10 protein-coding genes are annotated in these 12,375 nt (G+C 45.7%); 8 read left to right on the forward strand and 2 right to left on the reverse strand.

The features are described 5' to 3' along the window. Window positions 1–369: 369 nt before the first annotated feature. The 8 genes from trpB (at window position 370) to PSM36_RS01080 (ending at window position 8,360) form a co-directional block, all read left to right on the forward strand. Window positions 370–1,545, forward strand: coding sequence for a tryptophan synthase subunit beta (trpB, locus tag PSM36_RS01045; protein WP_076928411.1), 1,176 nt, complete (start codon window positions 370–372; stop codon window positions 1,543–1,545). Between the two features lie 126 nt (window positions 1,546–1,671). Beyond that, window positions 1,672–3,078, forward strand: coding sequence for an anthranilate synthase component I family protein (locus PSM36_RS01050; RefSeq protein WP_076928412.1), 1,407 nt, complete (start codon window positions 1,672–1,674; stop codon window positions 3,076–3,078). 11 nt (window positions 3,079–3,089) lie between these two features. Then, a complete protein-coding gene (locus tag PSM36_RS01055; RefSeq protein WP_076928413.1) occupies window positions 3,090–3,659 on the forward strand; it encodes an anthranilate synthase component II in 570 nt (189 codons plus the stop codon). 191 nt (window positions 3,660–3,850) lie between these two features. Further along, complete coding sequence (gene trpD, locus PSM36_RS01060; protein WP_076928414.1) at window positions 3,851–4,846, forward strand: anthranilate phosphoribosyltransferase; 996 nt, start codon at window positions 3,851–3,853, stop codon at window positions 4,844–4,846. A 96-nt stretch (window positions 4,847–4,942) separates the two neighbouring features. After that, a complete protein-coding gene (gene trpC / locus PSM36_RS01065) occupies window positions 4,943–5,740 on the forward strand; it encodes an indole-3-glycerol phosphate synthase TrpC (RefSeq protein WP_019539438.1) in 798 nt (265 codons plus the stop codon). Window positions 5,741–5,871: 131 nt separating this feature from the next. Next, window positions 5,872–6,483 carry a phosphoribosylanthranilate isomerase gene (locus tag PSM36_RS01070; protein WP_076928415.1) on the forward strand — a complete coding sequence of 204 codons (612 nt, stop codon included), beginning with the start codon at window positions 5,872–5,874 and terminating at the stop codon, window positions 6,481–6,483. A 140-nt stretch (window positions 6,484–6,623) separates the two neighbouring features. Beyond that, entirely contained in the window at window positions 6,624–7,394 is a 771-nt protein-coding gene (trpA, locus tag PSM36_RS01075; RefSeq protein WP_076928416.1) for a tryptophan synthase subunit alpha, read from the forward strand. 105 nt (window positions 7,395–7,499) lie between these two features. Further along, entirely contained in the window at window positions 7,500–8,360 is an 861-nt protein-coding gene (locus tag PSM36_RS01080; protein ID WP_232001495.1) for a DMT family transporter, read from the forward strand. A 98-nt stretch (window positions 8,361–8,458) separates the two neighbouring features. On the opposite strand, the gene PSM36_RS01085 is transcribed toward PSM36_RS01080, so the two are convergent. Both PSM36_RS01085 and PSM36_RS01090 read right to left on the reverse strand, forming a co-directional pair. Beyond that, on the reverse strand, window positions 8,459–9,601 hold the full coding sequence (locus tag PSM36_RS01085) for a DUF4249 domain-containing protein (protein ID WP_076928418.1): 1,143 nt from the start codon (window positions 9,599–9,601) through the stop codon (window positions 8,459–8,461). Further along, window positions 9,601–12,345 (reverse strand): TonB-dependent receptor, encoded by a 2,745-nt coding sequence (locus PSM36_RS01090; RefSeq protein ID WP_076928419.1) that lies wholly within the window; start codon window positions 12,343–12,345, stop codon window positions 9,601–9,603. Before PSM36_RS01090 ends, PSM36_RS01085 begins: the two co-directional genes overlap by 1 nt. Window positions 12,346–12,375: the final 30 nt, after the last annotated feature.

Raw genomic sequence — 12,375 nt, forward strand, 5'->3', positions numbered from 1 at the left:
GTCTAACAAAATGTAATTTGAGTTCATATAATGAAGAGGAGGGATACGTTTGAAAATATGAATTATGTTAAAAACAAAAAAAGAATTGCATTATAATCATAAAACACTTTTCTTTGCAAACAAAATTCATAGGAAAATGAACAATTCATTACTAAACGGATATTGGTGGCGCTACTTACAACTCTCAAAGTCGTAAGGAAGAGCATCATGCGTTTATAGTGAATCAGAAATATAAAAAGCCTGTCGCAATCCTGCGACAGGCTTTTTTCATAATAGAGCCGGTTTTCATAGTGAAGCGAATGGAGTTAGGTGCTTCCATTCTGAGAGCAACCGGACGGGTAACTTGAAAATTATTAAACAGTTTGATATATGCAAAATTATGCAATAGACGAAAAGGGGTATTACGGTGAGTTCGGTGGAGCGTATATCCCCGAGATCCTGCACAAATGTGTGACCGATTTGAAAGAGTCGTACCTCCGCATTATGGAAAGCGAACACTTCCGGCAGGATTATGCACAGTTGCTCCGCGATTATGTGGGACGTCCCTCTCCGCTATACCATTCGAAACAACTTTCCGGGCGGTATGGCTGCAAAATATATCTGAAGCGGGAAGATCTCAACCATACAGGAGCGCACAAGATCAACAATACCATAGGGCAGATACTGATTGCCCGTGAGATGGGCAAAACACGTATTATCGCCGAGACCGGCGCCGGACAACATGGAGTGGCTACCGCCACTGTCTGCGCACTAATGCAGATGCCCTGCACTGTTTACATGGGAAAGACCGATGTAGGACGTCAACAAGTAAATGTAAAGAAGATGGAGATGCTGGGGGCGACAGTCGTACCGGTAACTTCGGGCAATATGACGCTTAAAGATGCGACCAATGAGGCGATACGCGACTGGTGTACCCATCCGGGTGATACACATTACATCATCGGTTCTACCATAGGTCCGCATCCCTATCCCGATATGGTAGCCCGGTTACAGTCAGTCATCAGTCGCGAAATAAAAGAACAACTTGCCCGGGAAGAGGGGCGCGATTATCCCGATTATCTCTTTGCCTGTGTAGGAGGAGGAAGCAACGCGGCAGGGACTATCTATCATTATCTCAATGATGAGAGGGTACGTATTGTGCTGACGGAAGCAGGGGGAAGGGGAGTTAACAGCGGCGAATCGGCAGCGACCATTCATCTGGGAAGTACCGGTATACTTCATGGTTGCAGGACACTACTGATGCAGACCGAAGACGGACAGATTACTGAACCTTATTCAATCTCTGCCGGACTGGATTATCCCGGTGTCGGGCCTATACATGCCCATCTTGCATCGACAGGGCGTGCACAGGTGTTGGCCATCAACGACGATGAAGCACTCCAGGCTGCTTTTGATCTTACCCGCAACGAAGGGATCATCCCTGCGTTGGAATCAGCCCATGCCCTGGCGGCACTTGAAAAGGTTACATTCTCTTCCGGCGATATTGTGGTGTTGACACTTTCGGGAAGGGGAGAAAAGGATCTGGAGACTTATTTTAAGTACTGAAGTTGGAAGTTAGAAGTGTTTTTAATTACCAATTACTAATTATTAATTACCAATGGATCGGTATGAGGCATATCCTAAATCAAAAGTCTTGTGTCTTGATTCTTGGCTCTTATGTCTAAAAAATTTATGAAATTAAAATTCAAAACTAATAGTAAGAAGATAATGGGTGACCTGCATACGCCGGTCAGTATTTACCTCAAAGTAAGAGATGCTTATCCCCAGTCGGCGCTTCTGGAGAGTTCCGATTTTCACGCCAATGAGAACAGCGTATCCTATATCGCATTGAAGCCAATCGCACGGGTAGAGGTGAACAGAGGGATATGCACATTCCTGTCTCCAGACGATAAAGAGGAGCAAAAGCCGCTGTCAGACGATTTTACCATCTCTGATGCGCTAAGCAATTTTATTGATCGCTTTGAGGTGGCGGGCGACAACAAGGAGCAGTGCGGACTGTTCGGTTATACTACATTCAATTGCGTGAAATATACCGAGAATATCCCTGTCCGTGAAAGTAAAGAGGCTAGGAATGATGCCCCTGATATGCTTTATATCCTCTATAAGTACCTGTTGGTATTCAACCATTTTACCGATGAAATTACCCTGATAGAATTATTGGAAGAGGGGGAAATAAGCAACCTCTTCAAGGTGGAGTCGCTGATCAATCAGCGCAATTTTGCTACCTACAACTTCTTTACAGAAGGAGCGGAGCGGAGTACTATTACCGACGAGGAATACAAGCAGTATGTACGCAGCGGAGTAGAGCATTGCCTTCGCGGTGATATTTTCCAGATAGTACTTTCAAGGAGATTCATACAACCTTTTTCGGGTGACGACTTCAAGGTATACCGGGCATTGCGTTCCATCAATCCTTCGCCCTATCTTTTCTATTTTGATTTCGGCGGATTCCGTATCTTCGGATCATCGCCCGAGACACATTGCAAGATACACGGATCACGTATCAGTATCGATCCGATTGCGGGAACTACAAAGCGGACCGGCAATTATCAGGAAGATATGAAATCGGTGGATTTTCTGTTGAATGACCCGAAAGAAAATGCCGAACATGTGATGCTCGTCGATCTGGCGCGTAACGATCTGAGTAGGAATGCCTACGATGTGCAGGTCGATTTTTTCAAGGAACCACAATTCTATTCGCATGTAATACACTTAGTATCACGCGTGAGTGGTCAGCTTAACGAGGATGCTGATCCTATCAAAGCCTTTTTTGATACTTTTCCGGCCGGAACACTCTCGGGAGCGCCCAAGATACGTGCCATGCAGCTTATCTCCGAAATTGAATCACACAACCGTGGCGCTTATGGTGGATGTATCGGTTTCGTCGGACTGAATGGTGATCTGAACCAGGCTATCACTATCCGTACTTTTGTAAGCAGAAACAACGAGTTATGGTATCAGGCCGGTGCGGGTATTGTTTCACAAAGTAGTGATGAATATGAGTTACGCGAAGTGAATAGTAAGCTGGGAGCACTGAAAAAAGCCATCGATATGGCAGTCACATTATATAATGCCTAAACTTTTTTGCAATGAGTAAGATACTTATTATAGATAACTACGATTCGTTTACCTACAACCTGCTACATGCAGTAAAGTCGTTAGGATATAACGAGGTGGATGTAGTTCGTAATGACAAGATCGATCTTTCATCGGTAGTGCAGTATGACAAGATTATCCTTTCCCCCGGCCCAGGTATCCCTGAAGAGGCAGGTTTGTTACTGCCATTGATTGAACAATATGCCGAAACGAAGAGCATATTAGGTGTATGTCTTGGCCATCAGGCTATCGGAGTAGTTTTCGGTGCTACATTGGAAAATATTCCATTTGTCTTTCATGGTGTACAGACAAGGGCAAAGATCACCGGAAGTGATTATCTCTTTCACGGCTTGCCGGAGGAGATTCTTGTGGGACGCTATCACTCATGGATCGTATCGGGAGAGAATTTTCCTTCAGAATTAGAGATCACGGCATTGGATGAGGCGGGCAGTATTATGGCGATGAAGCATAAGCAGCTTGATCTGCATGGTGTGCAGTTCCATCCCGAATCGATACTCACCCCGGAAGGGATCCATATTATCAGGAATTTTATTGGAAGCTGAGATGTTTTTTTAAATTACAAATTACAAATTACAAATTACAAATTACAAATTACAAATTACAAATTACAAATTACAAATTACAAATTACAAATTACAAATTACAAATAAATCGATATTAGACCGTTGAATTGTTGAATTCTCAAATCCCAAATCCGATATCCCAAATCTCAAACAGTCTTTATTCTAAAGAAATGAAAGAAATATTATATAAACTATTCGATTACCACTACCTCTCGCGCGAAGAGGCCAAAGAGGTGTTGTTCTCAATTGTAAAAGGTGATGTACCCGACACGCAGATCGCTTCGCTTATCACCTCTTTCCTGATGCGGAATATCTCGGTGGATGAAATACTGGGTTTCCGTGATGCACTGCTCGATATGCGGGTAGGAGTAGATTTGTCTGATTACGGGGCACTCGACATCGTCGGAACGGGAGGGGATGGGAAGAACACTTTCAATATCTCTACAGCCGCCTGTTTTGTGGTTGCCGGTGCAGGGTACAACGTAGTGAAACATGGTAATTACGGTGCGACTTCTATCAGTGGCGCCAGTAATGTGATCGAACAACAAGGTGTGAAATTCACTACTGATAGTGAAAAGTTGCGTGAAAGCCTCGATAATTGCCATATAGCTTATCTGCATGCTCCGCTGTTCAGTCCCGCTCTAAAAGCGGTCGCCCCTGTAAGGAAAAGCCTGGGAGTACGTACCTTCTTCAATGTATTGGGCCCATTGGTAAATCCCGTGCAACCCGAATTCCAGATGCTGGGGGTCTATAACCTGGGTATGTCACGGTTATACGGCTATATCTATCAGGAGGAAAAGAAAAAATTCTGTATCGTACATAGTATGGACGGTTATGATGAGATATCTCTTACAAGTCAGTTTAAGGTGATTACCAATAAAGGTGAACAACTTTATATTCCCGAGGAACTCGGTTATCGGCGGGTTGCCCAGGAAGAATTATATGGTGGTAATACGCTTGAGGAGGCTTCGCAGATATTCCGGAATGTGTTGCATGCCACTGCTACGGATGCACAAATGAATGCGGTGCTGATTAACGCCGCCTTTGGTATCCAGACAATCGAGCAAGAGAAACCGATTGACGAATGCCTTGGAATCGCCCGGGATTCGTTGTACGGGAAAAAGGCGTTGAAAGCGTTGGAGAAGTTTATTGAGATCAATGGATGACCAGGAAGATTGGGAAGCTGGGAGACCGGGGAGATTAGAGAAGGTTAGGATAAAAAAGAGTTGGACATTTTAATTGGTACATTGGCATATTAAATTATGAAAGATATATTAAGTGAAATTATTGCTCACAAAAAAGAAGAAGTTGCGGAGCAAAAAGAAAGACTGCCCCTTTCTGAATTGGAAAAAGAGTTGGCGAGGAGTAGTATCCCATTTTACTCGTTAAAAGCAGCTTTGGAAAATTCAAAGTCAGGGATTATTGCTGAGTTCAAACGACGTTCACCAAGTAAAGGATGGCTGTTTCAAACAGCTGATGTGAACGAAGTGGCAAAGGCATATGCATCGGCAGGCGCTTCAGCGCTGTCGGTACTGACGGATGAGAAATATTTTGGCGGAACAATGGACGACCTGCGACAAGCCACCGGGGGTGTGGAGATACCGGTGATGCGGAAAGAGTTTATTGTGGATGAATACCAGTTGTTCGAGGCTAAACTTTCCGGAGCGAGTGCAGTACTGCTGATTGCTGCGGCTATTACACGGGAAGAATGTAGACGATTTACGGAACTGGCGAATCAACTGCAACTGGAAGTGCTTTTGGAACTGCATGATGAGGGGGAAGTCGACCATATCGGGCCGCTCAACAGACTTGTCGGTATCAACAACCGTAACCTGGGAAGTTTTGTGACCGATTTGCAGAAGTCGTTCAGGATGGCTGATCTTTTGCCCAGGGAGGCAGTATGGATTTCGGAAAGCGGTATATCGGATACGCGGATTGTGAGGGAATTACGGGAGACAGGTTATCGGGGATTCCTGATCGGGGAGTATTTTATGAAAAGCGGTAATCCCGGGCAAAGTCTGAAGGAGTTTATCGAACAAGTTATTCGGCAGGACCAATGAGGCGAATATGACAAACAACGTTCAACGGAGTGAAACGTAGTTAAATATGCTAATCCCGATAAATCGGGAAGTAATGACTAATGTGATGATTTGGCTAGTTAGTAATTGGTAATTAGTAATTGAATAACAATATGATAATCAAAGTATGCGGCATGCGAGAGGAAGCGAACGTGCGTGAGGTGGAACAGTTGGGTGCGGATTGGATGGGATTTATTTTCTATCCGAAATCGCCGCGCTATGTGGGGAAGACGTTGGCCTACCTGCCGGAGAGCGTAAAAAAGGTCGGTATCTTTGTGAATGAAGATACTGATCGGCTCCTTACGTTGGCTGAAAAAAACAGATTGGATATCCTTCAATTACATGGGGACGAGTCTCCCGAGCTTTGCAAAGCGCTCCAAGAAAAAGATTTTCTCGTTATCAAGGCATTCGGTATCACCACGGAGAAACCTTTCCCTTCTGAATTGACGGAACGGTATGAAGACTGTTGTGACTATTTCCTTTTTGATACGCATACGGATCTTTATGGCGGTTCAGGAAGAAAATTTGGATGGGAGATACTTTCGGATTACCAGGGAGGTACGCCTTTTCTGTTAAGCGGAGGTATTTCGCCGGAAGATGTGGAGGAAGTAAAACGATTCTCACATCCGAAATGTGTTGGTATTGATCTGAACAGCGGATTTGAAACCTCGCCTGCCGTCAAAAATACACAGTTATTACAGAAATTTATAAGTGCATTTCGTTAGTTGATAGGATAATAATTCACTGAGTAATAAAGCCGGAAACATACTTCTTTTAAGTTTGGTGGGCTGTAAAGGGATAAAGCGAAGTCAATGCTTTTTAGGAGTTGCAAAGAAAAAGATAAAATCAAATAGAAAATCAGATAATGAACAGAATAGATCGATTGTTTGAAGAAAAAAAGAGCGGTATCCTGTCGGTTTACTTTACGGCCGGATATCCTCAATTCGATGATACCGTAAAGGTGATCAAAGCGCTGGAAAAACAAGGTGTGGATTTGATAGAGATCGGTGTGCCGTTCAGTGATCCCATGGCCGACGGGCCGGTGATCCAGGCATCCGGAGCCCGGGCATTGGAAAACGGCATGAGTGTGAAACGTCTTTTCGGACAGCTGGCCGGGATTCGTGAAAAGATGTCGATCCCGCTGGTACTGATGGGATATCTGAACCCGATCATCCAGTTCGGATTCGATAATTATTGTGCGGAAGCGGTGAAGTGCGGCATTGACGGACTCATCATTCCCGATCTGCCGTTTGCCGAATATATGGATGCCTATAAGCCGATAGCTGAAAAATACGGGTTGCATATTATTATGCTGATCACTCCCGAAACATCGGAAGAACGGATCAGGTTGATAGATGAGCATACTTCCGGCTTTATCTATATGGTCTCGACTGCTTCGGTGACAGGCGCCAAAAATAGTTTCGGGGATGAGAGCCTGGCCTATTTCCGTCGTGTGAACGCGATGCAACTCAAAAATCCCCGCCTGATAGGATTTGGTATCTCCAACAAGGATACATTCAATGCCGCCTGTCGTGAAGCCTCGGGAGCGATCATCGGAAGCAAATTCATTTCACTGTTGGGCAGTGACAAAACAATCGACGAAGCCGTAGCAAGATTAGTGGAAACAATCCGTTAAGTGATTTTGCAGTTATTTCCGTTTCATTTACCTTTGTGAGCCGTTTATCCCGAAAAGAGGAGATCGGCCAATCTCTCTATGCTTTTCCAATCGCACATTGGTGAAATGGCCTCATTGTTGACGGCTGTATGCTGGACGCTGAGTGCTATCTTTTTCGAAAAGGCGGGCCGACGGGTAGGTTCTTTGTCGGTGAACATCCTTCGTCTTTTCCTTGGGATACTCTTCCTTGGGATTACTACTCTTTTTACCCGCGGCATGTTTTTTCCAAAGGATGCTACGCTCTACAATTGGGTATGGCTCGGCATTTCCGGCATTATCGGTTTTTTCCTGGGTGACCTCTTCCTCTTCAAATCCTATACTATTATCGGTTCCCGTACATCCCAGCTTGTGATGAGCCTTGCCCCCATGATCACGGCCGTGGTCGGATGGTTCTTTCTGGATGAGATCCTTTCGGCGAAAAGCATTCTGGGTATCGTAGTAAGTGTCTCGGGGATCATGATCGCTGTAGCAGGGAAAGGGTTGAAACTGAATGTACCCTTGCGCGGTTTTCTTTATGCACTGGGAGGGGCAGCAGGGCAAGCCTTAGGATTGATCCTCAGTAAAAAAGGGATGGGCGATTACGACGCCGTGGCTGCTACCCAAATCCGTGCGATATTCGGTTTTTTCTCTTTTGTCCTTTTGGTTACTTTCCTGAATCGGTGGAGAAGGGTCTTCCGTACGGTGAATGATGGGACATCCATGAGGTCAATCACTGTGGGAACTATTTTCGGCCCTTTTATCGGTGTGGCTTTGTCGCTCTACGCCGTACAGCATACCGAAACGGGGATTGCCTCCACGTTGATGGCACTAGTACCTATTTTCATCATTATACCCACTGCCTTTATGTTTAAAGAGAAGATCACCGCCCGTCAGGTAATCGGCGCAGTGATCAGTATCGCGGGAGCAAGTATCTTTTTTTATAAGTAAAACTCAACGGAGATTATATTCCGGAATCACAATCTCCCTTTCGGTGAAAGATTGGGAGCGGATAATACCTACTCTTCCACGCATATATAATATCCGGGTCAATACCCCGGATCCGCATTCTTTCCTCCGGGGAGCGGGGGTATATTGATTTGCGCTTTCGCGGCCGATACCGCGCCGACAACTCCGATGCCGTTGTGCACGTTGCTGAACGTGATCTCCGGTTCGGAAATCAGTTTGAACGACTCTTCATCGCTGGTGGGATCGTAATCTCCTGTCAGGTAATAGTGATACAATTCCGGCGATATGGCCGTAAACAACACTTCAATAGGGGGATTGAATACCTCTGTTTTGATAGGCACATAGATCGGGTAACCCCATCCGGAATCGACTTCTTTTTCCTCGTAAGTGGTATGGAGATAGTAATAATCAGTGATTGAAAAATCGAGTGTATGGCTGTTATCACGAAATAACTTACTGGAGAAAAGTGCCGAATCGAAATGCCTCATCCCTTCGATGGAAGTGCCTTCCGATATCAGATCCTCTAGGAGGCTGTTCCGGTAAGCTTCCTCGAACACCGGATCATCGTTTGTGTATATATAGAGGTAACGGTCCGGCAGGTCGGGATACTCCCCGATCTTTTCGGCCATCAACCTGAGTCGAAGCCGGAAACGCTGGTCAGCACCGGAAGAGCCGGCAGTAACCGCCATCTTGATACGCATGTTTTGGTATAAGCCTTCTCCCGAAGAGTAGCCGTTGTTGATGATCTGTTTGGACGTGAAGAAGATCGTTGTGTCAATCCGGTGGATCTGCGGCGGCACTGGTACGGTGGTTTCCGCCCAAGCGGGTTGAAGCCCTCCGGCGGATGCTTCTACGCGCACCCGGTCCCCTGCCTGGGGATATACAGTGGAACGGTATACACTTACCAGTGCGGAGTACTCGAAGAGCCTGTCGTGGCCGCTTACGGTATCTACCCGTACCATCCGCATCGTTTCCCGTTCTTCGCCATTGATGAATAAGGTTAACGCGGCATTTTTCAACAGGCTTCTGTCCGAAAGCGTATCGGTATATAAAAAACTCTTGCTGACACTTATCTCGATGAGCGAATCGGGTGAGATGATCCCGTTCATCACGATCTTGGGCACGTGATCACCTAGGTTGAGTCTGATCTCTTTCTCGCATGCGGATAGGGCGAGTAGCATGCCGGCCAGCAAAATGGTAAAATATCTGTTGTTGGGTTTCATCAGAATTTATAAGTATAAGAAAACGAAGGGATAATGGGGAACATGCAATAACTCTGGTATGCCGGGTAACTCTTTTGCGGGGAGCCGTCCGCGGTGTCGGGGTTATGGGCAAAGTTTTCGGCAGGCAATACCAGAAATGAGTTATGATGCACATATACGTTGTAGATACTAAAATTCCAGATACCCATCCTGCCGTTCTTCTTGTGGCGATAGTAGTTGAAACTCAGGTCGAGCCGCTGGTAATTGGGCATCTTGTAATTGTTCCGCTGATGAACGTATTGCTTTTTACTGCCGTCCATATCAATATATTCTTCTATCGGGAGGGTGGTCCAGTTTCCGGTGGCGTAGATCCATGAAATATTCAGGTCGAACTTACGGTTGAATTGATGTAAAAGTACGGTATTGATCTTATGACGATTATCGTACTTCGCTGGATAGACCTTTCCCTGGTTGATCTCCCCGTTGGGAAACTGCCGTTTTGTCCACGACAGTGTGTAGCCAACCCATCCCGATGTGTTCCCAAAACTTCTTTTTGCCATTAATTCCAGCCCATAAGATGTTCCGATCCCTTGGGCAATGCGGTCTTCCCAGTTTGTGTTGCTGGCAAGTAGGCTGGCACCGTCTTTATATTCTACCTGGTTGGTCGATCTTTTATAGTATGTTTCCGCCGAAAGGTCAAAACCGCGGTATTTCCCATAGACCCCGGCCGAAAACTGATAAGACGACAACGGCTTCACATTTTTAGTGATCGGCACCCATAAATCGTTGGGAGAACTTATGTAGCTGCTTTGCAACAGGTGCACGTACTGGTTCATCCTTCCGTAGGAGGCTTTCAGGGAGAGGTCTTCCGACAAAAGATAACGGGCCGACAGACGGGGCTGGGCGCTCAGGTAGGATTTTCCCTGCACAAAAAATCCCGACAAATGCACGCCAGCGTTTACTTTTAGCCGCTTCCCAAAATCCATCTCATCCTCGGCATACAAGGATAGTTCCTGCACCCTGACCCGATCGTCGGCATACGTGATGGTGTCGTTCCTGCTTCTTTCCCCATTTTCTTCTATCTGGAAGATCCTGCTTTCCTCCGGACGGAAATTGTGCTGGAGCAACGCTGTCCCGAAGCGGATCAGGTGATTATTGTTGTATGCATAATCAAAATCGAGCCGATACCCCATATCTTTGATACCGGACCTGTATACCGGTTTAAAGAATTGATAGGTATTACCCGATTCTTCTTCCTGGGTTTCCGGATTTTTTGAGGAATAAGATGCTTTGTTTTCATAGGAGAGCGAAATATCCGACCGATAGCGGCTATACACCAGCGTGGCATTTGAAAACAGTTTGTTGTTGACGGCATACGCCCAGTAGAGGGAGGCCATGCGGGTTCCCCAACCTATGTCGATTTTTGAAGTTTCATCGGAATTTCTGTGATACTCATATTGGATGTCATTGTCAGGGTCATTTACGCCGGAAGCATAAACAGGGTTATAGTTGTAATATTTGGAGATTTCGCTGCTATTGAAGAAAATTTTATCTTTTCCGTCGTACAGACTCAGATAGATGCGGCTTTTATCCGAAAATTTATAATTGATCTTGGCATTGAGATCATAAAAATAATAGGCAAAATCTACCTTGTCATAGTTATCCTGATTTTCCCTTTTATTTTTCCTGTTGATGAAATACATTGCCGGACGGGCAAGCAGGTCAAGATAGGTGCGGCGGAGCGAGAACGAGAACGACGTTTTATCTTTAATGATAGGTCCCTGAAGATTCAAATGGGATGAAATGATTCCGATGGAAGAGGTTCCGGATAGTTTTTTCATGTCACCGTCGTTCATCCGCACATCCACTACTGATGAGAGGCGGCCTCCGTACCGGGCGGGAAAACTGCCCTTGTAGAAATCCATCGTTTTCACCGCTTCGGGGTTGAACGTGGAAAAAAGTCCCAGCAGGTGGTGAACGTGGTAGAGGGGATTCCCGTCCACAAGGTAGAGGTTCTCATCGGCATTTCCTCCCCGTACATACAATCCGGCCATACCGTCGGTACCCACCGCCACTCCGGGCATCTGTTGTAAAGCCTTGATCACATCGCTTTCCCCCATAAATGCCGGGATCGCTTTCAGTGTCGCAGAATTAAGGCTTATCTTACCTGTCTCTACGTGTTGTACCGGATTCTTCAGGTTGCCGTCCACCACCACTTCTTTCAGTAGTGGGGACGGTTGCAGAAAAAAATGGATCGCCGTGTCTTTCGTTACCGTAAAGGGATAGCTTTCGGAGGTATATCCCACGTAACTTGGACGGAGCTCTATCTCGCCTGACGGAACAGAGAGGCTGTAAAATCCGAAATTATTGCTGACGGCTCCCTGTCCCGAAACCATATCATAAATATTGGCGGCAATCAGCGATTCGTGCGATTCCCGGTCGTAAATAAATCCGCTGACAGTGACCTCTTTCGGGCGTTTTTTCAGGATAATATATTTCCCCTGTATGACAAAACGGATATTGGTCTTTCCGAAAAGTGCCTGCAGTGCTTCTTCGAGAGGTTCATCTGTGATCCGGATGGTGACCTTAGGGAAGTCTTTCAATAGAGAAGGACTGTACGAAAAAGTGTAGCCCGACTGTTTTTCGATTTGCCGAAGCGCCTCGGTAACCGGCTGGTTCTGTACATCCAGGGTAATCCTTTGCTGGGCGAAAAGCGGTGTTTTCAACCAAATAATCAATAAAAGAAAGATAGTGTAGCGTTTCATATTATTAAATTCTTACATCAAGGTATATGG

Origin of the sequence: Proteiniphilum saccharofermentans (assembly GCF_900095135.1) — a bacterium.
GTDB classification, from domain to species: Bacteria; Bacteroidota; Bacteroidia; order Bacteroidales; family Dysgonomonadaceae; genus Proteiniphilum; species Proteiniphilum saccharofermentans.

Bases quoted from the DNA above. Each gene is read 5' to 3' on its own strand.
- PSM36_RS01090 (WP_076928419.1), bottom strand. From the start codon at position 12,345: ATGAAACGCTACACTATCTTTCTTTTATTGATTATTTGGTTGAAAACA.
- trpD (WP_076928414.1), top strand. From the start codon at position 3,851: ATGAAAGAAATATTATATAAACTATTCGATTACCACTACCTCTCGCGC.
- PSM36_RS01070 (WP_076928415.1), top strand. From the start codon at position 5,872: ATGATAATCAAAGTATGCGGCATGCGAGAGGAAGCGAACGTGCGTGAG.
- trpA (WP_076928416.1), top strand. From the start codon at position 6,624: ATGAACAGAATAGATCGATTGTTTGAAGAAAAAAAGAGCGGTATCCTG.
- PSM36_RS01050 (WP_076928412.1), top strand. From the start codon at position 1,672: ATGAAATTAAAATTCAAAACTAATAGTAAGAAGATAATGGGTGACCTG.
- trpB (WP_076928411.1), top strand. From the start codon at position 370: ATGCAAAATTATGCAATAGACGAAAAGGGGTATTACGGTGAGTTCGGT.
- PSM36_RS01085 (WP_076928418.1), bottom strand. From the start codon at position 9,601: ATGAAACCCAACAACAGATATTTTACCATTTTGCTGGCCGGCATGCTA.
- PSM36_RS01080 (WP_232001495.1), top strand. From the start codon at position 7,500: ATGGCCTCATTGTTGACGGCTGTATGCTGGACGCTGAGTGCTATCTTT.
- PSM36_RS01055 (WP_076928413.1), top strand. From the start codon at position 3,090: ATGAGTAAGATACTTATTATAGATAACTACGATTCGTTTACCTACAAC.
- trpC (WP_019539438.1), top strand. From the start codon at position 4,943: ATGAAAGATATATTAAGTGAAATTATTGCTCACAAAAAAGAAGAAGTT.